This window comes from Caulobacter sp. Root1472 (assembly GCF_001426985.1).
GTDB classification, from domain to species: domain Bacteria; phylum Pseudomonadota; class Alphaproteobacteria; order Caulobacterales; family Caulobacteraceae; genus Caulobacter; species Caulobacter rhizosphaerae.
The window spans coordinates 316,412-340,926 of record NZ_LMFX01000001.1; the positions used below are offsets into that span (position 1 = coordinate 316,412).

20 protein-coding genes are annotated in these 24,515 nt (G+C 67.4%); 14 read left to right on the forward strand and 6 right to left on the reverse strand.

Annotation, left to right across the window (positions count from 1 at the left end; genetic code table 11):
* Nucleotides 1–6 precede the first annotated feature (6 nt).
* From ASD47_RS01320 to ASD47_RS01335, 4 genes are all read left to right on the forward strand, one after another.
* Nucleotides 7–1,698: a peptide-N4-asparagine amidase gene (locus ASD47_RS01320; protein WP_056750476.1), complete on the forward strand. Its 1,692-nt coding sequence runs from the start codon at nt 7–9 to the stop codon at nt 1,696–1,698.
* Nucleotides 1,699–1,868: 170 nt separating this feature from the next.
* Entirely contained in the window at nt 1,869–3,863 is a 1,995-nt protein-coding gene (locus ASD47_RS01325) for a TonB-dependent receptor (protein ID WP_056750479.1), read from the forward strand.
* 385 nt (nt 3,864–4,248) lie between these two features.
* Nucleotides 4,249–6,450: a glycoside hydrolase family 3 protein gene (locus tag ASD47_RS01330; RefSeq protein WP_056750482.1), complete on the forward strand. Its 2,202-nt coding sequence runs from the start codon at nt 4,249–4,251 to the stop codon at nt 6,448–6,450.
* A gap of 62 nt (nt 6,451–6,512) precedes the next feature.
* On the forward strand, nt 6,513–6,710 hold the full coding sequence (locus ASD47_RS01335) for a hypothetical protein (RefSeq protein WP_056750485.1): 198 nt from the start codon (nt 6,513–6,515) through the stop codon (nt 6,708–6,710).
* A gap of 30 nt (nt 6,711–6,740) precedes the next feature.
* On the opposite strand, the gene ASD47_RS26445 is transcribed toward ASD47_RS01335, so the two are convergent.
* Nucleotides 6,741–6,884, reverse strand: coding sequence for a hypothetical protein (locus ASD47_RS26445; protein ID WP_156402056.1), 144 nt, complete (start codon nt 6,882–6,884; stop codon nt 6,741–6,743).
* An 18-nt stretch (nt 6,885–6,902) separates the two neighbouring features.
* Complete coding sequence (locus ASD47_RS01340; RefSeq protein WP_162251599.1) at nt 6,903–8,678, reverse strand: methyl-accepting chemotaxis protein; 1,776 nt, start codon at nt 8,676–8,678, stop codon at nt 6,903–6,905.
* 644 nt (nt 8,679–9,322) lie between these two features.
* On the opposite strand from ASD47_RS01340, the gene ASD47_RS01345 reads away from it, so the two are divergent.
* The 7 genes from ASD47_RS01345 to ASD47_RS01375 all read left to right on the forward strand — a co-directional run bounded on the left by ASD47_RS01345 (nt 9,323) and on the right by ASD47_RS01375 (nt 17,849).
* Nucleotides 9,323–10,165: a TauD/TfdA family dioxygenase gene (locus ASD47_RS01345; RefSeq protein ID WP_056751525.1), complete on the forward strand. Its 843-nt coding sequence runs from the start codon at nt 9,323–9,325 to the stop codon at nt 10,163–10,165.
* Nucleotides 10,166–10,316: 151 nt separating this feature from the next.
* Nucleotides 10,317–12,905 carry a TonB-dependent siderophore receptor gene (locus ASD47_RS01350; protein WP_082564401.1) on the forward strand — a complete coding sequence of 863 codons (2,589 nt, stop codon included), beginning with the start codon at nt 10,317–10,319 and terminating at the stop codon, nt 12,903–12,905.
* Nucleotides 12,906–12,916: 11 nt separating this feature from the next.
* Nucleotides 12,917–13,867 (forward strand): ABC transporter substrate-binding protein, encoded by a 951-nt coding sequence (locus tag ASD47_RS01355; protein ID WP_056750493.1) that lies wholly within the window; start codon nt 12,917–12,919, stop codon nt 13,865–13,867.
* Nucleotides 13,864–15,438, forward strand: coding sequence for an FAD-dependent oxidoreductase (locus ASD47_RS01360; protein WP_056750497.1), 1,575 nt, complete (start codon nt 13,864–13,866; stop codon nt 15,436–15,438). Before ASD47_RS01355 ends, ASD47_RS01360 begins: the two co-directional genes overlap by 4 nt.
* Nucleotides 15,438–15,830, forward strand: coding sequence for a ferredoxin family protein (locus tag ASD47_RS01365; RefSeq protein WP_056750500.1), 393 nt, complete (start codon nt 15,438–15,440; stop codon nt 15,828–15,830). The genes ASD47_RS01360 and ASD47_RS01365 overlap by 1 nt, the downstream gene beginning before the upstream one ends.
* On the forward strand, nt 15,827–16,501 hold the full coding sequence (locus ASD47_RS01370) for a peroxiredoxin-like family protein (protein ID WP_056750502.1): 675 nt from the start codon (nt 15,827–15,829) through the stop codon (nt 16,499–16,501). Before ASD47_RS01365 ends, ASD47_RS01370 begins: the two co-directional genes overlap by 4 nt.
* A 13-nt stretch (nt 16,502–16,514) precedes the next feature.
* Entirely contained in the window at nt 16,515–17,849 is a 1,335-nt protein-coding gene (locus ASD47_RS01375) for an LLM class flavin-dependent oxidoreductase (protein ID WP_056750505.1), read from the forward strand.
* A 90-nt stretch (nt 17,850–17,939) separates the two neighbouring features.
* Here ASD47_RS01375 and ASD47_RS01380 read toward each other — a convergent pair whose 3' ends face one another.
* From ASD47_RS01380 to ASD47_RS01395, 4 genes are read right to left on the reverse strand one after another with little or no spacing between them, the layout of a single operon-like run.
* Nucleotides 17,940–18,938: an NADP-dependent oxidoreductase gene (locus ASD47_RS01380; RefSeq protein ID WP_056750508.1), complete on the reverse strand. Its 999-nt coding sequence runs from the start codon at nt 18,936–18,938 to the stop codon at nt 17,940–17,942.
* A 56-nt stretch (nt 18,939–18,994) separates the two neighbouring features.
* On the reverse strand, nt 18,995–20,089 hold the full coding sequence (locus tag ASD47_RS01385; protein ID WP_056750511.1) for an alkene reductase: 1,095 nt from the start codon (nt 20,087–20,089) through the stop codon (nt 18,995–18,997).
* Nucleotides 20,090–20,135: 46 nt separating this feature from the next.
* Nucleotides 20,136–20,984 carry an alpha/beta fold hydrolase gene (locus ASD47_RS01390; RefSeq protein WP_056750513.1) on the reverse strand — a complete coding sequence of 283 codons (849 nt, stop codon included), beginning with the start codon at nt 20,982–20,984 and terminating at the stop codon, nt 20,136–20,138.
* A gap of 38 nt (nt 20,985–21,022) precedes the next feature.
* Entirely contained in the window at nt 21,023–21,859 is an 837-nt protein-coding gene (locus ASD47_RS01395) for an alpha/beta fold hydrolase (RefSeq protein WP_056750516.1), read from the reverse strand.
* Between the two features lie 104 nt (nt 21,860–21,963).
* Between ASD47_RS01395 and ASD47_RS01400 the strand changes: the two genes are divergently transcribed.
* The 3 genes from ASD47_RS01400 to ASD47_RS01410 all read left to right on the forward strand — a co-directional run bounded on the left by ASD47_RS01400 (nt 21,964) and on the right by ASD47_RS01410 (nt 24,412).
* Nucleotides 21,964–22,461, forward strand: coding sequence for a helix-turn-helix domain-containing protein (locus ASD47_RS01400; protein WP_056750519.1), 498 nt, complete (start codon nt 21,964–21,966; stop codon nt 22,459–22,461).
* A gap of 426 nt (nt 22,462–22,887) precedes the next feature.
* Nucleotides 22,888–23,469, forward strand: coding sequence for an RNA polymerase sigma factor (locus tag ASD47_RS01405; protein WP_056750521.1), 582 nt, complete (start codon nt 22,888–22,890; stop codon nt 23,467–23,469).
* Entirely contained in the window at nt 23,438–24,412 is a 975-nt protein-coding gene (locus ASD47_RS01410; RefSeq protein WP_056750524.1) for a FecR family protein, read from the forward strand. Before ASD47_RS01405 ends, ASD47_RS01410 begins: the two co-directional genes overlap by 32 nt.
* Nucleotides 24,413–24,515: the final 103 nt, after the last annotated feature.

Genomic DNA, 24,515 nt, shown 5'->3' on the forward strand with positions numbered 1-24,515 from the left:
CTGCTTATGACGTCTCGTCACGCCCTCGTTTCCGTTCTCGCCGTCATCCTCGGCCTCGCTGGACCGCTGACCGTCGCTCGAGCGGAAAGCGTCATTCCCGCTGGCTTCGCCGCGCCGCCGCGGCCAGCGCCCGGCGTCAATACGGTCGCCGACGTCGAGCCGCGTGTTCCGCGGCCGGCGGGCGAGCCCTGCGTCGCGCCGCTGTTCGCCCCGCGGCAGTTCGAGGGCGTGGAACCCGTCGCCTTTTCCTATACGCCGCCAGCGGCCTGTCCCGGCCCCTGGGCCAAGGTCGTGCTAGAAGCCGATTTCGACGTCACCGCCGGTCGGCAGTTCGATCGCACCGCCATCATCCATCTGGGTGGGGTGAACCTCTACTACGGCACCACGATGGAGCCGCGCAAAGCCATTGCGCCAGCCTGGCATGTGGAGCGCGACGTAACCGACTACGCCGCCTTGCTGGCGCAGCCGGGCGCTGGGGAGGTCCTCATCGCCAATGTCGTCAACGAGACCTACACCGGGCGCCTGACCGCAGGCGCGCGCCTGCTGTTCTATCCCGCCTCGACCGCGACGCCCGCCCCGGCGGCGCCGCAGATCGTGCAGCCGATCTCCGGCGGTCTCGCCAGGCTCACCAAGGACAAGGACCGCCTGGCCCAGACCGTGGTGCTGCCGGCCAATGTCGAGCGCCTAGCCTTGGACGTCGTCGCCCAAGGACAAGCGGACGACGAGTTCTGGTACGATTGCGTTCCCGATCATCTGGCCTCCGACAAGGAGGGACGATGCGGGGGCGGAGCCTTCCGGCAGGTCGAGGTGTTCGTCGACGGCCAACGCGCGGGACTGGCCTCGCTGTTTCCGTGGATCTTTACGGGCGGGATCAATCCGTACCTGTGGTTCCCGGCTCCCGCGCCGGAGACCCTGAACTTTACACCCTCGCGGATCGACCTGACGCCGTTCGCCGGCCTGGTCAACGACGGCCGGCCGCATCGCGTCGAGGTCGCGGTGCCCGGGGTGCGCAACTACTATCTGGTCACGGCCAGCCTGCTGGCCTGGCGCGACGCCGGCGCCAGCTCGACCCGCGGGCGGCTTCTCCACAATACGCTGGCGGCGCCGCGCGAGACCACGGATGCGCGCCACGTTCAGGTTGGCGAGCAGGGCTTGAACGGCCGGATCGACACGCGCTTGGCGCAGAAGGGAGAGATCGCGGGCGTTCTCCAGACTTCCCACGGTGAGGTCACCACCAGCGTGCGCTACGCGATGTCGTTCTCGAACCGCCAAAGCTATGTCTCCAATGACAAGGTCCAGATCGGCCGCATGCGGCAGTCGACGCGTCTGCAGGTCGATACGCGGCGGACCGACGCGTCAGGAACCGCGACGCGCCGGGAAATCTCGTCCTACCCCTTCAGCTCCGTCACCCAGGAGACGATTACGGCCGACGGGACCAACCAGACCGCCGCCGTCGACCTGACCCTGGCCCGGACCGAACGCGAAGTCACCTCGGACGGCCGGGTCTGGACACGGGCCCTCAGCAATCACGTCGCGCCAACCGCCCAGGGACAATTCAACCGCGCCGCCCGACGCTTCCAGAACGCTTCGGGTTCATCGGTCCAAGCGTATCGGCTCGAAGACAGCGCCATCGGCTGCTACGGCCGCACCGTCGTGGTGAAGGATAACACCGTCGTGACGGCCCGGGACGGGTGCTGAACACGATCCGGCCATAGAGGCGCGATTTAGGCGTCAAATAGCGATGGGGCGGGTTTGCGATGCCTAAAAGCGTCGCAAACCCCGCCGTCTTCTCGCAGGTTCAAAAATCCGCTTGGAAGCTGTTACGATATAACATAAGCCAGCCGCGAGCATTCTTTTGTGAGGATCAAATGCGACTGCGTACGATGTTGCTGGCGGCGGCCGGAGTCGGGGGGCTGTTGGCCTGCGCCAACCAAGCCGTAGCCCAGGATCTGGGTCATTCGGTGTCCGAGGTGGTGATCACCGCCTCGCCCCTGGCGGGCGATCCCGACCGTTTCGCGACCATCGTCGAGCAGGTGAGCCGCGATCAGGTGCTCAGCAACGGCGGAGCCAGCCTGGCCGACGCCTTGCGCAACGTTCCGGGGGTCGCCGGGACGGGTTTCGCGGCCGGCGCCAGCCGTCCGGTGATCCGCGGCATGGACGCGCAACGCGTGAAGCTGGCCGAGAACGGCCTGTCCAGCTCGGACGTCTCGGACGTCGGTCCCGACCACGGCGTGCCGATCGACCCGCTGGCCGCCCAGCAGATCGAGGTCGTGCGCGGCGCGGCCACCCTGCGCTACGGCAGCCAGGCGATCGGCGGCGTCGTCAACGTCATCAACAACCGCATCCCGCTCAAGCCGATCGATGGGATCGAGGGGGAAACAACGGCGGCCTATTCCACCAATTCGTCGACCGGCGAGGGTACGGTCAGCCTCGACGCAGGGCAGGGGCCGTTCGCGGTTCACCTGGACGGTTTCGGGCGCCGGGCAAGCAGCTACGACACGCCCGATGGCGTCCAGCCGAACTCGTTCTTCCGGGGCAACGGCTATTCGGGCGGCGCGTCCTACTTCTTCGGCGACGACAGCCGCGTCGGCGCCAGCGGCACGCACTACGAAGCGCGCTACGGCATTCCGTCCGACGACACCTTCATCCGCATGAAGCAGGACAAGGGCGCCGTCGGTGGGTCGTTCAAGTTCAGCCAGGGCCTGCTGCAACGGATCAATGTCGACGCCGGCTACGCCGACTACACCCACAGCGAGATCGACCCTGAAACCAATGCGGTCCTGTCCACCTTCAACAACAAGGAGTGGGACGGCCGCGCAGAAGCGTTGTTCGGCGCCACTGGGCCGCTCTCGGCCTCGGCGCTCGGCGTCCAGTTCCAGGACCGCAAGTTCAGCGCCCTGGGGGAAGGCGCCGATTATCTGCTGCCCACCCATACCCAGAGCGCCGCGGCGTTCGCCTTCGTGGAGGCCCCGGTCGGCGCCCTGCAGTTCCAGGGCGCGGCGCGGATCGAGCGCATCAAGATCGACGGCACGCCAACCACGGGAATCGAGACGAGCCGCGACTTCACGCCCTTCAGCCTGTCGGCCGGCTTCACCTACGACGCTTCCGACGCCCTGCGCCTGGGCCTGACGGTCGCCTCGGCGGCTCGGGCCCCGGCCCAGACGGAACTCTTCGCCCGGGGTCCGCACGACGGCCCGGCGACGTTCGAGACCGGCGACCCGGAACTGAAGATCGAGCGCGCCAACTCCCTGGAGGCGACGGCGCGGTACAAACTCGGTTCAGAAGGCCGCATCGAGGCCTCGGCCTGGGCCGCGCATTTCGACAACTACATCTACGGCGCGTTGACCGGACGCCTGTGCAACGAGAGCGGCGTCTGCGAGGCCGGCGGCGACGGCGAGCTCAAGGAACTCAACTACGGCCAGCGCGACGCCAACTTCTGGGGCCTGGAGGCCAAGGCGTTCTTCCCGCTGGCGTCGGTGGGCGGCGGCAAGCTGTCGGGCCAGGTGCTGGGCGACTATGTGCGCGCCAAGTTCACGGGCGGCGGCGGCGACGTGCCGCGCATCCAGCCCGGCCGGTTCGGGGGCGGCCTCGACTGGGACAACGACGTCGTCGACGCCAGTTTCCTGGTGCTGGCGGTGTCCTCGCAGGACCATGTCGGCGTGGCCGACCTGGCGACCGACGGCTACACCTCGGTCGACGCCCAGGTCCGCTGGAAGCCGTTCAAGGCCAAGCCTGGGATCGCGCTGACGCTCGTCGGTCACAACCTGGCCGACGAGACGATCCGCAACGCCACGGCGCTGAACAAGGATTCGGTCCTGATGCCGGGCCGCGACGTGCGCCTGGTGCTCAGCGCCAAGTTCTGACCAGGAGCGCCGCCCCGCCTCTCCACGAGGGCGTTGCTTGCGAATCGACTTCTCTCGCGCTGGCGTGGAGCGCCGCATGATGAGGCTCTACGAGGGTCACATCATGCGGCTTCTGGCGCGTCGGCGTTCGGCTCTGCGAGGCTGGCGACCGCCCAGATCGTCCGAGGCGGCGCGGGGAGGGCCGGCAACGGCCTCCCCGCAAGGTTGGGCTTTCCCGTTGTGGCGCAATGATCCCAATCCGGCGACCGAATCTCCGACAGCGGTGTCTTTTCTTGTCCTATAGACAACGTTGTCGTGGTCTCGTACGACAACGTTGTCGTTGTGGTTCCTAAACCGCCGGCAGCAAGGCCTCCGCGGAGGGGCCGGAGGAAACACGGGGCCTGTCATGACCATTCGCACCTTCACGCTCGTCTCAAGCCTTGCCATCCTAGTCGCGACGTCGGCGCAGGCTGCCGGACCGTCCGACCAACTCTGGATGAACGTCAAGCTGTCGCCGGACGAGCGCGCGGCGCTGCTGGAGAAGGAACTAACCCTCGACGAGCGCATCGGCCTGCTGCACGGGCCGATGTCGATGCCGATCTTCGGGATCACCAAGCCCGAGGGCGCGATCGGCTCGGCCGGCTACATCCCGGGGATCGCGCGCCTGGGCGTGCCTGCCCTTCAGGAAAGCGACGCCAGCCTTGGGGTCACCAACCCCCTCGGCGTGCGGCCGGGCGATGGAGCCACGGCCCTGCCATCGGGTTTGTCGCTGGCGGCGACCTTCAACACCCGCCTGGCCTACGAAGGCGGGGCGGTGGTCGGTCGCGAGGCGCGGGCCAAGGGGTTCAATGTCCAGTTGGCCGGCGGTGTGAACCTGGCGCGCGATCCGCGCAACGGCCGCAACTTCGAATACCTCGGCGAGGACCCATGGCTCGCCGGCAACCTGGCCGGGGCGTCGATCAAGGGGATCGAGGATCAGGGGATCGTCTCGACCATCAAGCATTTCTCGCTGAACGGCCAGGAGACCAGCCGCCATTTCGCCAATTCGGTGATCGACGAGGCGGCGCATCGCGAGAGCGACCTGCTGGCCTTCCAGATCGCGATCGAGAAGGGGCAGCCCGGCTCGGTGATGTGCGCCTACAACCTGGTCAATGGCGACTACAGCTGCGGCAACGATCACCTACTGAACACGGTGCTGAAGGGTGACTGGGCCTACAAGGGTTGGGTGATGTCGGACTGGGGCGCAGTCCACGCCACCGACTACATCGCCAAGGGACTCGACCAGCAATCGGGAGAACAGCTGGACGCCAAGGTCTGGTTCGGCGCGCCGCTGAAGGCCGCCGTGGAGAAGGGCGAAATACCGGCCGCGCGGGTGTCGGACGCCAGTCGCCGCATCCTGCGCTCGATGTTCGCCGCGGGTCTGTTCGACAAGCCGGTGCTGCCGGGCGGCGCTATAGACTACGCGGCCAACGCCGAGGTGGCCGGGGCCGCGGCGGCCGAGGGCATCGTGCTGCTGAAGAACCGCGACGGGCTGCTGCCCCTGGCCGCCACGGCCAAGACCATCGCCGTGATCGGCGGCCATGCCGACGCCGGCGTGCTGTCAGGCGGCGGTTCGTCCCAGGTGGTGCCGCCGGGCGGCGCGAAGCGCATGGTCCCGCTGGGCGGCGAGGGGATGATGGGACCGTTCCGCAGCGAGTATTTCAACGGGTCTTCGCCCCTGGCCGCCATCCGCAAGGCCGCGCCGAACGCCAAGGTCTCCTTCGACGACGGCCGCTACATCGCCGCCGCCGTCGCCGCCGCCAAGGCGGCCGACATCGTCGTGGTGTTCGGCAACCAGTGGATGGGCGAGGGGGAGGACGCGGCGGACCTGTCCTTGCCGAACGGCCAGGACGCCCTGATCGCCGCCGTCGCGACCGCCAATCCCAACACCATCGTGGTGCTGCAGACCGGCGGTCCGGTGTCGATGCCCTGGCTAGGCCAAGCTGGCGCGGTCGTCGAGGCCTGGTACTCGGGCGTCAAGGGCGGCGAGGCGATCGCGGACGTACTGTTCGGCGCGGTCAATCCCTCAGGCCGCCTGCCGATGACCTTTCCAGCGTCCCTGGCGCAATATCCGCGGGAGGCGCTGCCGGGCCGTGGCGTACCTGAAAAGACCCAGTTCGACGTCGTCTATACCGAGGGGGCCGACGTCGGCTATCGCCGCTTCGCCCAGACCGACCTGAAGCCGCTGTTCCCGTTCGGCTACGGCCTGTCCTACACCCAGTTCGCCTATTCGAACCTGAAGGTGACCGGCGGCGACACCCTGACGGTCGGTTTCGATGTCGCCAATATAGGACAGAGGGCTGGCAAGGACGCGCCTCAGGTCTATTTGACCGACGCGGCGGGCAAGCCGGTCCAGCGGCTGATCGGATTCGACAAGGTCGACCTGAAGCCCGGCGAAACGCGCCGCCTTACGTTCACCGCCGACGCCCGCCTGCTGGGTCGCTTTGACGCCAAGGCTCGGCGCTGGGTGATTGACGCCGGCCGCTACCAGGTGGGCGTCGGAGGCGCTTCCAATGACCTGGCCCTGAGCGGCGGCGCCAAGCTCAAGGCCGGGATCCTCAAGCCCTGACCTTGCGCGCGGACGTCGCCGGGGAGGCGGCGCCCGGCCATTCGAATCTAGGAGCGCATCTGATGAATATGGTTCTCGTCGACGAGGAACAGGTCCTTGCCTTTCGCGCCGCGCTTCCGGCGGTGACGAAGGTCTGCCTCCAGGAGGTGCTGGGCGTCAGCGAGACGACCTGGACGCGGTTGCGGACGGGGCGGCCGATCCGTCGCTCGACCTATGATCGCCTGCTGTGCCGCCTCGCACGGGTTTCGGCCCACGCCTAGCTTCGGCGCAGACACGAACGCAGGCCGCGTTCACTGTTCTCGGAAAGCGCGGAACATCCGCTGCTGCAGCGGCTCGACCAGATACCGCAGAGCCGTACGCTTGCGCAGCGGCGCCGCCACCTCGACCGGCAGGCCGGCCTTCAGCATCGGCGGGTCCCGGCCGGGCTGTTTCAAGGCGGCCCTGGTATCGGGTCAGCTGGCCTGGCGCACAATCCGTGCGGCGACCGCTGCCCGAGCGGCCTGTTCGCCAACCTTGAACCGACCGATCAGTCGCGCCAGGTCCTGAGCCTCCCGGGCCAAGGCGTGGCTCGCCGCGGTGCTTTCCTCCACCATGGCGGCGTTCTGTTGCGTGACCTGGTCCATCTGGTTGATCGCCACATTGACCTGTTGAAGGCCGCCGGACTGCTCCTGAGCTGAGGCCGCGATCTCGCTGACCACGCTGTTGATCTGCGAGACCTGGCCGACGATGCGCTCCAGGGCCTTTCCGGTCTGCGCCACCAGATCGACGCCGGCGCTGACCTGGCCGGTGGATGTGGCGATGAGGGTCTTGATCTCCTTGGCGGCCTCGGCCGAACGTTGGGCCAAGGCGCGCACCTCCTGAGCGACGACGGCGAAGCCGCGACCGGCGTCTCCCGCCCGGGCGGCCTCGACACCGGCGTTTAGGGCCAGCAGGTTGGTCTGGAACGCGATCTCGTCGATGACGCCGATGATCTGGGTAATGCCCTGGGAAGAGGTTTCGATGGCGTTCATCGCCACGATCGCCTTGCCGACCACCTCGCCGCCCGTCTCGGCGTCGAGCTTGGCGGCGGCCACCACGGTGCGTGCGTGCGTCGCGCCTTCGGCGGTCTTCTTCACTGTCGCGGTGATCTGCTCGAGGGCGGCGGCCGTTTCCTCCAGGCTGGCGGCCTGTTGCTCGGTGCGGCGGGACAGGTCGTCCGACGCCACCGTGATCTCGCCAGCGCCGGACCGGATGCCCTGGCTGTTGCCGGAAATCTCTTCCATCGTCGCCTGAAGGGTTTCGACGGTCGTGTTGAAATCCTCGCGAAGCTTGGCGTAGTCGGCTGCGAAGGCCTCGGTCAGGCGGTAGGTGAGATCGCCGCCGGAAAGCTTCGACAGGCCGGCGCCGACCTGTTCGATGGCGCGCGCCTGTTCGCGGGCGGCTATGGCTCGAGCGGCTTCGTGAACACGCCGTTCCTCTTCCGAGGCAGTGCGAAGCCGTTCGGCTTCGCACTCGAGCGCCTTGGCCTTGACGCCATTCTCCTTGAAGACCTGGACCGCGCGGGCCATGCCGCCGACTTCGTCGCCACGGTCCTGAGCCTCGACGACCACCTCAAGGTCTCCCCCGGCCAGGCGGCGCATACGTTCGGAAAGAACATTCAGGGGTCGAGCGATCTTGCCGATCGCGACCCAGAGGCCGACGCCCACGCCCAAGGCGATGCCGCCGATCGCGAGGATGAGGTTTGTCGCTATGGACATGTGCGTGGACAAACTGAGATCGACCACGGCCTTGTCGTCGCTGGCCGCGGCCGTGGTGTTGAACGCGACAATCTCCTTGGTCATTCCCACGATCTTGGGGTCGAGCTGGGTCATGACGCGCTTGGCCTGGTCGTCCTGACCCGCGAGAGCCAGGTCGGCCGCCCGATCGGCCAGTCCGGCGATCTGGTTCGCCTGCGCCGCGAACGTCCTGTAGGTGGCCGCGTTTTCGGGCAGCAGCCGTTCGGCGATTTCCAGATTCTTGAGCAACTGGGCTGTCGACCCGTCGATGTCCGCCCTGGCCTGGCGCGCCGCCGGGGTCGGGCCGTCCTCCGCGACGACGCGATAGGTGGCGTAGCCGATGACGTTGACCATGCGGCCGACGCGCGCCAGTTCGAGCGCGGCCGGCGCGCGATGAGCGACCAGCGCCCTTGTGGCGTTGTCCGCCTTCTTGAGGGCGACGCTGCTGTAGGTCGCCGAGGCGGTGAAGGCCAAGGCCAGGAGGGTCAAAGCCGTCAGGATCTTGGTCGAGATTTTCCAGCTGTCGATGAATTTCAAGGCCAGTCCCCCGCGCACCCTTCGTCGCGGCACCATGGGGCCTGAGCAAAGTTAACGAAGGTTCTTTGTTTGGCGGCGCCGTTTCCAATGTCTGAGGTCATAATGTCGCAGATCTTCAAGTATTGACGACCACCGGTTTTGTGGCGGCTCCAGACAAACATCGCCGGTAGATCAGCTCAGCTTTGGTCTTGGCGCTGGGACTAAGAGAACGAAATGGGTGCGTACGCGCCGCCGTGGAGCTCAAGATTTCTGGGACAACTCTAGAGATCGGGAGATCTGAGGCCAAATTCCGAGAACGATTTTGGCCGGGCAGGCTTGGCGCCGCTGAACCTCGTATCGACGATGACGGGACAGGCGCCGCGCAACGTGTCCAGCTGAACTCTGTGATCAGCGGGCTCCTGCCCGTCGTCCGCACCGACTTGCAATCGGCATCGCCCATATGCGTCGCGCAAATGCGGCTTATGGCTTCGGGCGATATATAAAACTCTGAATTTGTTCAAAGAAATACTAGGTCGCTCAATTTAAAGCCTCCGGCCATGGTGCCGTCGCCGGCCCAGGGGGCGGCTTCCAAGGAGGTTTCCATGAGCGCCATCCGCGACAAGATCCAGAGCGCCGACCTGAGCGTCACGCCGCTCAGCCCTACGATTGGAGCCGAAATCGGAGGCGTGGATCTTCGCCAGAAGCTCGATCGCCTGCAGCGGGACGCCCTCAAGGCGCTGCTGTTGCGCCACAAGGTCCTGTTTTTCCGCGACCAGGATATCAACCGCGACCAGCAACTGGCCTTCGCAGCCAATTTCGGCGAGGTCTACGCCCATCCGGTGGGCGGTGTTGAGACCCATCGCGCCGTGCAGCCGATCTCCGCCGAGGCGCTCAAGAAGTACGACATCCGTGACAACCATTGGCACACCGACACCAGTTGGCGGATCAACCCGTCGTTCGGGGCCGTGTTGAAGGCGGTTCACATCCCGGAAGTCGGCGGCGACACGATCTGGGCCGATGGGCACGCCATTTGGAAAGGCCTGCCCAATGACTTGAAGGCACGGATCGACGATCTCTACGTGATCCACGACTACCAGGACGCCTTGTTCAAGGCCGGCGAGCGCTATCCGCTGGTGGCCCATCCGGCGATCCGCACGCATCCGGAGACGGGGGAGGAGATCTTCTGGATCAATTTCAGCCTGAAGCCGCAGTTCGTCGACCTGGCGCCGGATGAAAGCCGCGCGCTGCTCGCCCGCCTCTATGATGAAGTCAAAAGGCCGGAGCACCAGGTCCGCTTCCGCTGGAAACCCAACTCCGTCGCCCTGTGGGACAACCGGGCCGGGTTGCACTACGCCGTGCGTGACTATGGCGATTTCCCACGGGTCATGGAACGCGTGCTGATCGGCAGCGACGACATCCCGTATCGCGAGCGCGAGCCCGCCTGAGCCGAGCGTCAGGCGGGAACACTTTCCAATCCACGAATTAACGACGACGCCCGGCGATCCGCCGGGCGCGGGGGATAGACTTTTGCCTTTTTTGTATGTCCGCGTGGCCGCCCGACAACGACACCGCAAGCTCCAACACCACGCTGCGCTCATGACCTGCGCCTCGGTTCTGGCGTTGGGAGGCCAGGCTCGCGCCGAGAATACAGCGGCAGCGCCGCCCGTTCCCGCGGCCGCCGAAGCTGACGGCGCGGTGGCGCTTGAGAGCGTTATCGTCACCGGCGTGCGTGGCGTGCGGCGCACCGTCGCCGACAGCCCCGCGCCCGTCGACGTGATCGGTGGTGAGCAACTCCTGGCTACCGGCAAGGTGGGCTTGAAGGAGGTGCTCAACACTCTGATCCCGTCGTTCAACCTGCCGGGCATCAACGGTGGCGGCACCTCGTGGACGGTGCGGGCGATCACCCTGCGCGGCTTGAACGGCGACCAGGCCCTGTTCCTGGTCAACGGCAAGCGCCGCCACGGCACCGCCCTGATCAACAACCTGGCCCGCGTCGGTCGAGGCGGGGCGCCGGTCGACCTCGACTTCATTCCCGCCTCGGCCATCGAGCGGATCGAGGTGCTGCGCGACGGGGCCTCGGCCCAGTACGGCTCGGACGCCATCGCCGGCGTCGTCAACATCATCCTGAAGGACGATTCCGAAGGCGGTTCTTTCAGCTACACCGGCGGCCAGAACTACCTGGGCGACGGCGACACTCGCGCCGCGACGCTCAACTGGGGGCGGCCGCTGGGCGAGACTGGCGGCTTCCTCAGCTTGGCCCTGAACTGGAAGAACAACGAGGCGGCCACTCGCGCCATTCCTTCGCGCGCCCAGTACATCTACCAGCCCACAGTCACGACGGTCGGCGGTGTCACCACCGTCACGCCAGACCCGCGCGACGCCACGGCCGACCGCGACGCCTGGGGCCTGAGTTACGGGCCGGGCGAGGAGGACATCCTGGCGGCCTCGTACAACGCCGAGCTGCCCTGGCGGGACCTGAAGCTTTATTCGTCGGGCACGCTCAGCCACCGGTCGTCGCGGAAGAACACCGGCAGCTTCCTGCCGAACCTGGCTCCAGTGGCCGGTGTCACGGCCGGTCGACCGCTGAGCCGCAACGCGCTGCCCGAGGTCTATCCGGACGGCTTCAACGCCTATCGGCGGATCTTCGAGCTGGACTTCCAGACCAGCTTCGGCGCGCGCGGCGAGGCGGAGGGTTGGGCGTGGGACTTGTCGACCACCCTGGCCCAGGACCACGCGCAGCTGGACGGCCAGAACACGCTGAACGCCACGCTGGGCCCGTCCAGTCCGACCTATTTTCACCTGTCGACGCACGAATTCCGGCAGTGGACCAACAATCTGGACGCCACCCGCGAGGTGACGCCGGGCTGGCTGAAAAACCCGCTGCAGGTCTCCTGGGGGCTGGAGCACCGCTACGAGCGCTTCCTGATCGAGGCGGGAGACGAGGCGTCCTACGTCGTTGGCGACTACGTGATCCCGGCCGGCCAGCCGTTCGCCGGCCTGCGCCCGAACCCGGGTCTGGCCTCCTACGCCGGCACCGCGCCGGAGGACGCCGGCTCGACCCATCGCCACAGCGGCGCGGCCTATGTCGATGTCGGGACCAACGTCACCGACACTTGGTACGTCGGCCTGGCCGGCCGCTACGAAAAGTACGGCAAGGGCGTGGGCGACACCTTCAGCGGCAAGCTGACCACGCGCTGGGAATTCCTGCCGGGCTACGCCGTGCGCGCCACGGTCAGCAACGGCTTCCGCGCTCCATCGCTGGGCCAGGTGCTATTCGCCACCTCGACCATCAATGGCAGCCTGTGCCCGGCCGCGCCGAACAACATCTTCCGGGGCGCCCCCTGCGTGGCGGGCGAGTACCTGACCTTCCCGACCAAGGTGCTGCGCACCGACAGCGCCGAGGCCAAGGCGCTGGGCGCCGAGCCGCTGAAGCCCGAGACCTCGACCAACTACAGCTTCGGCGTGACCGCCGAGCCGGTCGCCGGTCTGCGACTGACGCTGGACGCCTACGAGATCCAGATCGACGACCGGATCGTCGACACCAGTAACCTTGATCTCTCGGTCGCGCAGCTGTCCTCGCGAGCCGATCTCGCGCCGCTGCTGGCGCGCTTCCCGCAGGGACTGACGGCGACCTACTATACCAACGCCGTCTCGACCCGGACCAACGGGCTCGATTTCGTGGGCGAGTACGGCTTCAGCCTCGGCGACCTGGGCAGACTGAATCTCAATGCCGCCTACGCCTTCAACAAGACCAAGATCACCGAGCTGAAGGTCACACCCGCCGTACTGACGGCGGTGAACCCCAACCTCGTCCTGTTCGACCGCCAGAAGATCGCCGACCTGACCATCGGCACGCCGCGCGAGAAGATCATCGTCGGGGCCCAGTGGTCGCGCGGCGGTTGGAGCGCCAGCCTGCGCAACACCCGCTTTGGCCGCTACACCGAGGCCGGCGCCTCGGCGAGCCTGGACCGGACCTTCAATCCCAAGTGGATCACCGATCTGGACATCGCCTGGCAGGTCCGGCCATCGACCAACATCGCAATCGGCGCCAACAACCTGTTCGACAAGCATCCCGACAAGATCGGGATTCTCAACGCCGACCAGGGCACGGGCCAGTTCGGCATCTTCTCGCCCTTCGGCATCACCGGCGGCTACTACTACGCCCGCCTGACCCAACAGTTCTGAGGGAGGGCGCGATGGATCGACGTCAGCTCATCGCCAGTCTCGCCTTCGGAGGCCTGGCCGCGAGCTTGGCCGCCTGCGCCAAGAACGCCGGCGGCCAGCCTATCCTCAAGGTCGGCAGCCAGCGGGGCGGCACCAAGGCTTTGTTGCTTTCGTCTGGAGCGCTGGAAGGCGTTCCGTACGAGATCGAATGGAGCGAGTTCCCGGCCGCCGCGCCGCTGCTCGAAGCGGTCAGCGCCGGGGCGGTGGACCTCGGCGAGGCCGGCGACGCGCCCTTCCTGTTCGCCTACGCCGGCGGCGCCAGGATCAAGGCCGTCCAGGCCGGCCGTAGCGGCGGGGCCGCGACGGCGATCCTCGTGGGCAAGGATTCGCCGATCCGATCCCCGGCCGATCTGCGCGGAAAGAAGATCGCCACGGGACGTGGCTCGATCGGCCACTACCTGCTGCTGCGGGTCTTGGAGAACGCTCGCCTGAAGCCCACGGACGTGTCGATCGCCTTCCTCAATCCCGGCGACGCCAAGGCGGCTTTCACAGCCGGATCGATCGACGCGTGGGTGACGTGGGGGTCGTATGTCGCGCTGGCTCGCCTGCACGACGCTGCACGGATCCTGATCGACGGCGACGGCTTGCTCAGCGGGTTCGGATACGAGGCCGCCAGCGAGAAGGCGATCGCCGAGAAGCGTCCGCAGATCGAAGACTTTCTGAAGCGCCTGGCGACGGCGCGGCGCTGGGCGGCCAACAATCCGGACGCCTTCGGCAAGGTGCTGGCTCGCGAGACCGGCCTCTCCGAAGAGGTCGCGCTCTACACCGTCCGCCAGTATCGGATCCTGCCGACCCCGCTGGGGAACGAGGCGGTCCAGGAGTCGCGGGCGGTGCTCGACCGTTTTCGCGCGGCGGGAACGGTGACTTCGGACCGCGACGTGGCCCGCGCCTTCGACACCTCGTTCAACGGGGCCCTGGCATGATCGCGTCCTTGTCCCTGGCGACGGATGTTCTGGTCATCGGAGGTGGCTTGGCCGGCGCATGGGCGGCTGTGGCGGCGGCGCGCGAAGGTGCGGACGTCGTGCTGGTCGACAAAGGGCATTGCGGGACCAGCGGTGTCACCGCGACGGCCGGTCCCGGCCACTGGTGGGCGCCTCCGGATCGCCGTGAAGCCGCCGTCACCGACCGGCTGAAGCGCTCACTAGGCCTGGGCGATCCGGATTGGATGCGCCGGATCCTGGACCTGACCTGGAGCAGCCTTCCGGGTCTGGCCGACCACTACGCTTTCTCGACCGACGACCGGGGCGAGGTCCAGTACCGAGCGCTGCGCGGCCCTGAGTACATGCGGGCCATGCGCGCCTACGCGGTCGCGGCGGGCGCCAGGATCCTTGACCACCATCCGGCGCTGCAGCTGCTGCGCCATGGCGACGGCTCGATCGCCGGCGCGTCGGGGATCGCCCTGCGCGGCGAGCGGCCGTGGACCATCCGGGCGGGCGCGGTGGTGCTGGCGGCGGGCGGCACGGCCTTCGCCTCGCGCCTGCTGGGTTCGGCGACCAATACTGGCGACGGCCTGCTGATGGGCGTCGAGGCCGGCGCCGACCTCTCGGGCATGGAGTTCACCAACTACTACACGCCCGCCCTGGCCGGCACGAACATGGCTCGCTCCATGGCCTACAGCTTCGCCCGCTGGTTCGACGCCGACGACCACGAACTCGACATCCCGAACGGTCCGGAGGTCACCCCGCACCTGGCGCGCGCTCTGCTGAAGGGGCCGCTGTTCTGCCGGCTGGACCGCGTGCCGGCCGACATCCGCGCGGTGATGCCGCAGGTGCAGCCCAACTTCGTGCTGCCCTTCGCGCGCCTGGGGATCGACGCGTATGGCGAGCGCTTCGAGGTCGTGCTGCACGCCGAGGGCACGGTGCGCGGGATCGGCGGCCTGCGCGTGGACGACAACGACTGCCAGACCGCCGTGCCCGGTCTCTATGTCGCAGGCGATAACGCCAGCCGCGAGCTGGTGACCGGCGCGATCTCGGGCGGCGGGGCGGTCAACTCGTCCTGGGCCCTGTCGTCGGGCCAGTGGGCGGGCGCGGCGGCGGCGCGGCGAGCGCGTTCGACCGGGGCGCGGGAGACCGACCTGGCGATCGCGACGGGCCAGACCGGCCTGGCCCCGCGGCGCGGCGTTCGGGTGGTCGACACAGCGGGCGCCGTCCAGGCCGTGCGCGAGGAACTGAACGCCTACGACAAGAACATCTTCCGCCAGGGCGAGGCGCTGGCCGCTTCGATGGTGCGGTTGGACGAGATCTGGAAGGAGCTGGCCGATCATGGCCGGGCCGAAGGCCGGGCGGGCCTGCGCCTGCGGGAGGCCGCCACCCTGGTCGCCGCCGGGCGCTGGAGCAAGGCCGCCGCCCTGTCGCGGCGCGAGAGCCGTGGCATGCACCGCCGCGAGGATGCGCCGGGCCTGGATCCGCGCCTCTCAAGCCGTCAGCGGGCGCAGGGGCTGGACCGCGTCGTCACCCGCTTCGAGCCCGCGCCGACGCAGGCGGAGGTGGCCTGATGATCGAGGTCGTCATCGAGGATCGTTGCTCAGGCTGCGGCGACTGCGTCGAGGCCTGTCCCAGCGATGTACTGGCGCTGGGGGCGGGCGGCAAGGCGGTGATCGCGGCCCAGGCTGACTGTCAGACGTGCCTGCTGTGCGAGCTCCACTGTCCAGCCGACGCCCTGTTCGTCTGGCCCGAGACCGACCGGGTCGCGGGCGTGACCGCCGAGCGGGCCCTGGCGTCCGGCCAACTGGGCGCCTTCCGGCGCGACCACGGCTGGGGCGAACACGCGGCGCCCCACACCAACCAACACTGGCGGATGGGAGCGATCTTCGAGCGCGCCCGCCTGCAGGCGATCGATATCGCCGCCGCCAAGACCGCTCGCACTGAGGAAGGATGCTCCACATGAGCCGCAAGAGCCTGAAGGAACGCTTGGCCGACCTGCACGCCGAGCGCGTGCGCACCTGGGACCCAGCAGCGCTGAAGATCAATGTCGACCAACGGCGCACGCTGGTCGAGACGGCCGATCCCGCGCGATGGATCCAGGTCGGCGACCGCCTGGATCCGTTCGTGCTGCGTGACGTGGAAGGTGGAGACCTGCCGCTGGAGGCGCTGATCCAGCGCGGGCCGGCCGTGCTGGTGTTCTTTCGTTTCGCGGGCTGCCCGGCCTGCAACATCGCTCTGCCGTATTACGAGGAAGCGCTGGCCCCCGGCCTGCGGGATCTGGGCGCGACCCTGGTGGCGGTCAGCCCGCAGGTTCCGGAGCGCCTGGGCGAGATCAAGACCCGCCACGACCTGAGCTTCAAGGTCGCCTCGGATCCGGACAACGCCCTCGCTCGCCGGTTCGGCATCCTCTACACGGCCGACGAGGCCAGCCAGGCGGCCCAGCGCGCCAAGGGCGGCTTCATCGGCGATACGACCGGCACGGGAACCTGGGAGCTGCCGCAGCCCGCCGTCGTCGTCATCGACCACGAGCGAGTCGTCCGGTTCGTCGACGTCAGCCCTGACTGGCTGGTCCGCACCGAGGCGGACCCCGTCCTTGAGGCCGTCCGCGACATCACCCTGGTTCCCGCCGAATAGATTGGACACGACCATGACCGCACAACGCCAACTGAAGCTGGGTTTCATCCTGCACGGCGTCGGCCCGGGCTGGGGCGACTGGCGCCATCCGAACGCCCATCCCGGGGCCAGCACCGATTTCCAGTTCTACAAGCGCCAGGCGCAAGTCGCCGAGGCGGGCAAGTTCGACTTCCTGTTCGTGGCCGACAGCGTCTACATCACCGAAAAGTCCAGCCCGCATTATCTGAATCGCTTCGAGCCGCTGACCATCCTGTCGGCCCTGGCCGGTGCGACCAGCCATATCGGCCTCGTGGCCACCCTGACGGTCAGCTACAGCGAGCCGTTCAATGTCGCTCGACAGTTCGCCTCGCTGGACCACATCAGCGGCGGCCGCGCAGGCTGGAACGTCGTCACCTCTTGGCTGGAGGGCAGCGCCGCCAACTACAGCCGCGAGAAGCATTACGCCCATGACGTACGCTACCGCCTGGCCGGCGAGTATCTGGACGTGGTCCAGGGGCTGTGGGACTCATGGGAAGACGACGCCCTGACCTTCGACAAGGCCGGCGGCGAGTTCTTCGACCCGAAGAAGCTGCACACCCTGGATCACAAGGGCGAGTTCTTCTCGGTGAAAGGGCCGCTCAACATCAGCCGCTCGCCGCAGGGCCAGCCGGTGATCTTCCAGGCTGGCGCGTCCGAAGACGGCAAGGCGTTCGCCGCCAAGCGGGCCGACGCCATCTTCGTCTCCCACGAGGAGATCGACACGGCCAAGGCCTACTACCAGGACATCAAGGCCCGCGCCGCCGGCTACGGTCGCGATCCGGACCAGTTGCACGTGCTGCCCGCCGCCCGCCCGGTCGTCGGCCGCAGCGCGCAGGAGGCCGAGGCGCTCTACAAAGAGCTGACTGAGCTGGTGTCACTGGACAACGCGCTGTCGATGCTGGCCCGCCCGTTCAACGAATACGACTTCGGCCAGCACGATCCGGACGGCCCGTTCCCACTGGAGGCGGCCGAGTTCGGGGCCAACTCGAACCAGAGCGCCGTGAACCGCATCGTCGCAGCGGTGAAGGAAGAAGGCCTGACTCTGCGCGAGACGGCCCTGCGCTTCGCCACGCCGCGCGGCCACTTCGTCGGCGACCCCGAGCAGGTGGCCGACAGCCTTCAGCGGTGGTTCGAGGAACGCGCGTCCGACGGTTTCGTGCTGTTCGAGAGCTTGCCCGGCCAACTGGAGGCCTTCGTCGAGCTGGTCGTGCCGATCCTGCAGGCGAGGGGACTCTTCCGGGCGGACTATGAGGGGACGACCTTCCGGGAGAGCCTGGGCCTTGATTTTCCCGCCAACCGCTACGCCCCGACGCTTGCGGCGGCGGAGTAGGTTCAGTCAGTCCTGTCCCGGTAATGGCATCAGGCGTTTCTGGCGCCCGACGGCCATTACCGGCCCTTTACGGTCGTCTTGCCCGGATGCTCATCGCGCGATGACGACCTTGCCCTTGGCGCGTCCGGTCGCGAGGTAGGCCATGGCCTCGTTCAAGGCGTCGAACGCGAAGACACGATCGATGACCGGGCGCAGCGCGCCGCTGTCGACGAGCGCCGCGATCTGGGCGAGCTGGCCGCCGTCGGCCCGCATGAACAGGAAGGAATACTCGACTTGGCGGCGCGCGGCCTCACGCCGAATGTTGCGGCTCAGCAGTCCTACCACCTGCCGCATCAACCAGTTCATGCCCTGCGCCCGCGCGAACGCAGGATCCGGCGGACCGGATATGGAGATCAGCTTGCCGCCCGGCTTCAAAATCTTCAGCGAGCGTTGCAGCGTTCCGTCCTCCAGACTGCTGAGCACGACATCGTAACCTGACAAGCGCTCGGTGAAGTCCTGGGTCTTGTAGTCGATCACGACATCAGCGCCGAGACCGCCGACGAGTTCGGCGTTGCCGGCGCTGGTCGTGGTGGCGACCGTCGCGCCCAGATGCTTGGCCAATTGGATCGCGATCGTGCCTACCCCGCCAGAGCCGGCATGGATCATCACCTTGTCGCCGCGCTTGACGCGAGCCGCCTCGACCAGCACCTGCCACGCGGTCAGGGCGACCAGCGGCAGCGACGCGGCCTCGACCATCGACAGGGTAGTGGGTTTTGGCGCCAAATCGGCCTCGGCGACTGCGATCCGTTCGGCGAAGGCGCCGATCTGGTGATCACGGGGCCGCGCGAACACCTCGTCGCCCACCTTGAACCGCGACACCCCAGGGCCGACGCCGGAGACGACGCCCGCAAGATCGTGGCCCAAGACGAAGGGCGGGCGATAGGGCAGGATCGGCTTGAACGCGCCATCGCGGATCTTGGCGTCCAGCATGTTGAGCGCGGCGGCGCGGATATCCACCAGCACCTGCCCCGGCCCCGCCACGGGATCGGGCCAGTCTCCCAGGCGGAGCGGCTGCCCCTTGCCGTAACGATCGAGAATATAGGCCTTCATCAGGCGTCTCCTTGTTCCGTCGGAGCCGCCCCGTGACGCGGCCTGCGGGTGGCTTGTCAGGCGGCGACGGTGGCGGTCGCCGTCGAATAGTCGGTATAGCCCTTGGCCCCACCGCCATAGAGCGTCGCCGGATCGAGGGCGGCGAGCGGCCTGCCGGTCTTCAGGCGCTCGACCAGGTCGGGATTGGCGATGAACGGACGTCCGAAGGCGAACAGATCGGCCTTGCCCTCGGCCAGCCGGGTCGTAGCGAGGTTCAGGTCATAGCCGTTGTTGGCGATGTAAACGCCGTCGAAACGCTTGCGCAGCGATCCGAAGTCGAACGGGGCGACATCGCGCGGACCGCCCGTCGCGCCCTCGACGACATGGATGTAGGCGATGCCCAGCGCGTTCAGGCGATCGACGATATAGTCGAACTGCGGCTGGGGATCGCTGGTCGAGACGCCATTGGCAGGCGACACGGGCGACAGCCGCACGCCGGTCCGGTTGGCGCCGACCGCCTCGGCCACCGCCGCGGTCACCTCGATCATCAGCCGCGCGCGGTTCTCCACCGAACCGCCATAGGCGTCCGTGCGGACATTGGCGCCGTCCTTGGCGAACTGGTCGAGCAGATAGCCGTTGGCGCCATGCACCTCGACCCCGTCGAACCCCGCCTTGATGGCGTTGAGCGCGGCGTTTCGGAAATCCTCGATAACGCCCGGCAGCTCGTCCAGCGCCAGCGCGCGCGGTTCCGAGACGTCGACGAAGGCGTTATTGACCACCGTCTTGGTCTGGGCGCGGATGGCGGAGGGGGCGACGGGCGCCGCGCCGCCGTCTTGCAGGTCAACATGGCTGACCCGGCCCACATGCCACAGCTGGGCGATCATTCGGCCGCCCTTGGCATGAACGGCGTCCGTAACCTTGCGCCAGCCGTCGACCTGATCGAGCGTGTAGATGCCGGGGGTGTCCTGGTAACCCTGGCCCTGCCGTGACACCTGTGTCGCCTCCGAGATGATCAGGCCGGCGGTGGCGCGCTGGGCGTAGTAATCGGCCATGAGATCGGTCGCGACCAAACCAGCGCCCGCTCGATTGCGCGTCAGCGGGGCCATCACGATGCGATTGGCGATCGTCAGCTCGCCGAAGGCGTAGGGTTCGAACAGGGCGTTGCTGGTCATTCTCGATCTTTCGCTTGGAAACTGAAACTTGGCGGACGGAATGCGATCACGCTTCATCCAGGAACTGGATGGCGTGGCGCAGGAAGCGTTCGGGATACTGGAACTGGGCGCCGTGGCCCGCGTCCGGATAGATGAAGAGCTGGGCGTTCGGGATGTTCTGCGCCATTTCGTACGAGTTGATCGTGGGGATCATCACGTCGTCGTTGCCGTTCAGGATGAAGGTTGGCTGGGTGGTCGCGCGCAGATGCGCCAAAGGCGCGGCGGGATCGAGCGGCGCCAGCCAGCCGAGGTTGGCCTCCATCTGCGCCTGCATCGCCGCCGGTGAGCTGGGCGTGTCCTGATCGGCGCGCTGGTGGCACCGCGCCCAGAACTCGCGGCCGGCCTGTTGCGCCGCTTCCGAGCGACCGAAGAACAGGAACAGGAAATCCTCGAGGCTCGGAACCCGCTGCGTCGCATGGAACAGAACGCGCTTATCGGAGCCGAAGGCGCCGCCACGCGGGCCCGTGCCGAGCAGCATCAGCCTGCGGACCCGTCGCGGGTGCCGTAGCGCCACGTCCTGCGCCTGCATGCCCCCCAGGGAAAAGCCGAGCAGATCGACCTGCTCCAGTCCCAACGCCCGGATGAAGGCGGCGATGTCGTCGGCCATGTCCTCGATCCTGTTGCGGGGCGGGCCTGACGAGGAGGCGACGCCGCGTCCGTTGTAGAGGATCACTTCGCGTCCGGCGGCCAGACCGTCGGTCATCAGCGGGTCCCAATTGTCCATGCCGCCCCGGAAATGCTGGATCAGCAGCAAGGGCGGTTCACCCCCTTCGGCGTTTCCCCAGCGGCGATAGGCGAAGCGGTCGCCGTCGATTTCCAGAAAGCGGCTGGGAGCGGTGACGTGGGTGTCGGTCATGTCGAGGACTCCGGATCGGAAGGGTTGCGATCAAGCGGTCAGCGCAGGAACTCGAGCGCGGCCAACACGAAGGGGCGGTGATATTGGAAGATGCCGCCGTGACCGGCGTCCTGGTAGATCACCAGCTTGGCGCCAGCGATGCGGCGGGCTAGGTCACGCGAATTTTCGGTCGGCACCATCCGGTCATCGTCGCCGTTGGCCACGAGGGTCGGCTGGGTAATGACGGATAGATCCTGCGGCGGCTGCCCCGCCCAACGCCTGATCGCGGTGAGCTGGCGCCCAAAGGCGGCCAGCGTGATCGGTTTGTCGCGATCGGCGGTGCGTTCCTTCAAGCGCGCCAGAAATTCGCGGCCGGCGCGACGCCCGTTGGCGGTCTTGGTGAAGAACAGATAGAGCTTGGGATCTTTGAAGGTCATGGCGCCCTTGATCATGGCGCGCACCGTGACGCCGGTGACCTTGTCCATCCCGGCCCCGCCGGCGGGACCTGTGCCTGTCAGGATCAGCCGACGCACGAGCGCGGGTTCGCTGAGCGCGATCTGCTGGGCGACGAAGCCGCCCATCGAGAAGCCGAGCAGATCCACCTGTTCGAACCCCATGGCGCGGATGAAGGCGACCGCGTCGTGCGCCATCGCGGCGATGTCGCGCGGCGTGGCGCCGCTCGATCCGCCGACGCCGCGATTGTCCACCGCGACCACGCGATGCTTGCTCGCCAGGCCATCGACGACGCGAGGGTCGAAATTGTCCAGCGTGGCGCCCAGGTGATTGAGCAGGACGACGGGCGTTCCTGTCCGAGGACCCAAATCGCGGTAGGCGAAGCGGACCTCGCCGACCGTGATGTTGCGGTTGGGCGTGTTCCTGTACGACTCGGCGGCCATGCGCCTTCTCCCGCCTGCAAGGGCTCGCGCACCGGCGCCGAGGCTTGCGGTTTGATGAGGCAGAGATATACTTCAATTATTGAAGTGACAAGAGGGCGGCGGTGATGAAGGCGAAATCGTTCTCCGGAATGCGGTGCTCGATGGCTGGCGCCCTGGAAGTGGTCGGCGATCGCTGGGCGTTGTTGTTGATCCGCGACCTGTCGCTGGGACTGCGCCGCTATGACGAACTGCGCGCCAGCACAGGCATCCCGCCCGCGACGCTAGCGGCGCGGCTGACGCACCTGGTGGAGGGCGGCCTAGTCGAACGGGTTCGATACCAGGAACGCCCGCCACGCGACGAATATCGGCTGACCGACAGGGGACGGGACCTGTGGAAGGTCACGGTGGCGCTACGCGAGTGGGGTGACCGATGGGACGCCAGCGGCTTTGGCGTGCCCATGGAGATGGTCGATCGCCATACCGGACGCCCCCTGCGCTTGACCCTTGTCGACGCCGAGACGGGTGAGGCGGTGCCGATCGAGCGCGCGATGATGCGCCCCGGGCCGGACGCCGACGAGGCTGTCCATCGGCTGTTGGGCGCGGGAAGCGAAAAAGGGCGTTAGCTTCGCGTGGGAGGCGCGACGAAGGAAGCTAGGATAGGGTCTCGTTTCGGCAGGGTCCTGATAACCAGCGTTTTCGGGCAGCGCAAAGCAAGGCTCAAAGCCCGGATCAGGCGGACCCTTCAACACGTTCTTCGTGCCTTCCAGAACCTTCGATCGCCCAGAACTGCTACCGGCCCCGACGTTCCACGCCTTCTAAAACCGCCGTGTCGCCAATGCGGCCGACACCCTGCCCAAACACCGCGGCTATTGGCCAGGCCTGGCTGACGGGCCGGTCGCCATGGCCAGCGCGAGGCGCCGGACGCCAAGTTCTGCCCCATGCGGCGGCGCCGAACGGGGAACAGGCGGTGATTGACCCGCAGGGGTGTTGCCGGCCTGACCGGTTGACCGAAACCTGAGTCCCGTCGGGATTGCGTTGTCGAGGGGCCGTTGAAGCAGAGCCGCGCCGAGATTGTCGCCTTCGTCAGCGGCCAGATTCTACCGCATGAAGCCGACGTGCGCGGGTGGCTGCGCCGGTCGGGCAGTTCCGCCGCGGACATCGACGACGTGGTGCAGGAAACCTATTGTCGGTTGGCCGCGCTGGAAACCGTCGCCCACATCGCCAACGGCCGCGCATATTTTTTCCGGACGGCCCGCAACATCGCCATCCAGAAAATTCGCCGCGCGCGCATCGTCCGCATCGATTGCGTCACGGAAATCGACGCCCTGAACGTCGTAGATGATGAGCCTTCTCCAGAACGCGTGGTTGCGGGCCGTCGCGAACTGGGGAGGGTGCAGCAATTGATCGAAGGATTGCCCGAGCGGTGTCGACAGATCTTCACCCTTCGCCGGATCCACGGCCTGTCGCAGAAGGAGACCGCCGCGCGTCTGGGCGTGACCGAGAACGTCGTGGAAATGCAATCGGCCCGAGGCTTGCGTTTAATCCTGCGCGCCTTATCGGAGACAACGGCGCAGGATCAAGCAGCAGTCGGCAAGGCTCATGAGCTCCATTCGGTCCGCAAGCGAGATTGACGAGGAAGCGGCCGACTGGGCCGCCCGCGTCGACGCGCATGGGCTGGACGTCGAGCGCGACCCCCAACTGCAGGCCTGGCTGAAGGCCGACGCGCGACGGGCCGGGGCGCTGCTGCGGGCGCAGGCGGCGATCAGCTTCCTGGACCGGGGGCGCGCCCTGGCCAATGTCGCGCCGACAGTCGAGGCCGTGGTCGCCCAGCGTCCCGATCGTCGCGCCCTGATCGCCGGAGCGGGCGGCGCGGTCGCCGCTGCGCTGGTCGGCGGGATCGGCCTGTGGACCGCGCGGCCCCAGCGGCTGGACACGCGCCTGGGCGAGATCCGTCGCGTGCCGCTGGCCGACGGCTCGCTGGTGGCCATCAACACCAAGACCGCACTGGAAGTGGCGATGAAGCCCCAGTCGCGTCATGTCGTCCTGAAGGAAGGAGAGGCCTGGTTCCAGGTCGCCAAGGATCCCGAGCGTCCGTTCGTCGTGGCGGCGGGGCCAGTTCGCGTCCGCGCCCTAGGCACGGCCTTCTCGGTGCGCCGCGACGCCGAAGCCGGCGTCGGCGTCGACGTGATGGTCACCGAGGGCGTGGTCGAGACCTGGGTCGAGGGTGATCCGGGACCCCGGCGGCGGTTGTCGGCCGGCAGCCGCATCGTCCTGGCCAGCACCGTCTCGCCCACCGTGGCGGAGTCGCCCTCCGAGATCGAGCGTAGCCTGGCCTGGCGCAATGGCGAGATCGCTCTGGATGGGGAGAGCCTCGAGCAGGCCGCGCGCCTGTTCAATCGCTACAACAGCCGCCAGATCGTTATCGACGATCCGGCCCTGGCCCAGGAGCGCTTCGTGGGTCTGTTCCAGACCAACGAACCGGAGAGTTTCGCGGCGGCAGTCGCCAAGACGCTCGGGGCGGCCGTCAGCGATGACGAAGGCACGATCAGGATCGCGCGCGCTCGTATTTCATGAGTACATATTCTTCGCGACGATATGAGTTGATTGAATATCACTCATTCGGTTTGGCGATATGAGTAAATCTTCTGTCCGAGGCATGTATATTGGCTTCGCATAA

Coding starts and splice junctions, on each gene's coding strand:
- ASD47_RS01370 (WP_056750502.1), top strand. CDS start 15,827: ATGAGCCGCAAGAGCCTGAAGGAACGCTTGGCCGACCTGCACGCCGAG.
- ASD47_RS01410 (WP_056750524.1), top strand. CDS start 23,438: ATGAGCTCCATTCGGTCCGCAAGCGAGATTGACGAGGAAGCGGCCGAC.
- ASD47_RS01385 (WP_056750511.1), bottom strand. CDS start 20,089: ATGACCAGCAACGCCCTGTTCGAACCCTACGCCTTCGGCGAGCTGACG.
- ASD47_RS01325 (WP_056750479.1), top strand. CDS start 1,869: ATGCGACTGCGTACGATGTTGCTGGCGGCGGCCGGAGTCGGGGGGCTG.
- ASD47_RS01320 (WP_056750476.1), top strand. CDS start 7: ATGACGTCTCGTCACGCCCTCGTTTCCGTTCTCGCCGTCATCCTCGGC.
- ASD47_RS01395 (WP_056750516.1), bottom strand. CDS start 21,859: ATGGCCGCCGAGTCGTACAGGAACACGCCCAACCGCAACATCACGGTC.
- ASD47_RS01350 (WP_082564401.1), top strand. CDS start 10,317: ATGACCTGCGCCTCGGTTCTGGCGTTGGGAGGCCAGGCTCGCGCCGAG.
- ASD47_RS01365 (WP_056750500.1), top strand. CDS start 15,438: ATGATCGAGGTCGTCATCGAGGATCGTTGCTCAGGCTGCGGCGACTGC.
- ASD47_RS01330 (WP_056750482.1), top strand. CDS start 4,249: ATGACCATTCGCACCTTCACGCTCGTCTCAAGCCTTGCCATCCTAGTC.
- ASD47_RS01380 (WP_056750508.1), bottom strand. CDS start 18,938: ATGAAGGCCTATATTCTCGATCGTTACGGCAAGGGGCAGCCGCTCCGC.
- ASD47_RS01375 (WP_056750505.1), top strand. CDS start 16,515: ATGACCGCACAACGCCAACTGAAGCTGGGTTTCATCCTGCACGGCGTC.
- ASD47_RS01400 (WP_056750519.1), top strand. CDS start 21,964: ATGAAGGCGAAATCGTTCTCCGGAATGCGGTGCTCGATGGCTGGCGCC.
- ASD47_RS01360 (WP_056750497.1), top strand. CDS start 13,864: ATGATCGCGTCCTTGTCCCTGGCGACGGATGTTCTGGTCATCGGAGGT.
- ASD47_RS01345 (WP_056751525.1), top strand. CDS start 9,323: ATGAGCGCCATCCGCGACAAGATCCAGAGCGCCGACCTGAGCGTCACG.
- ASD47_RS01335 (WP_056750485.1), top strand. CDS start 6,513: ATGAATATGGTTCTCGTCGACGAGGAACAGGTCCTTGCCTTTCGCGCC.
- ASD47_RS01390 (WP_056750513.1), bottom strand. CDS start 20,984: ATGACCGACACCCACGTCACCGCTCCCAGCCGCTTTCTGGAAATCGAC.
- ASD47_RS01355 (WP_056750493.1), top strand. CDS start 12,917: ATGGATCGACGTCAGCTCATCGCCAGTCTCGCCTTCGGAGGCCTGGCC.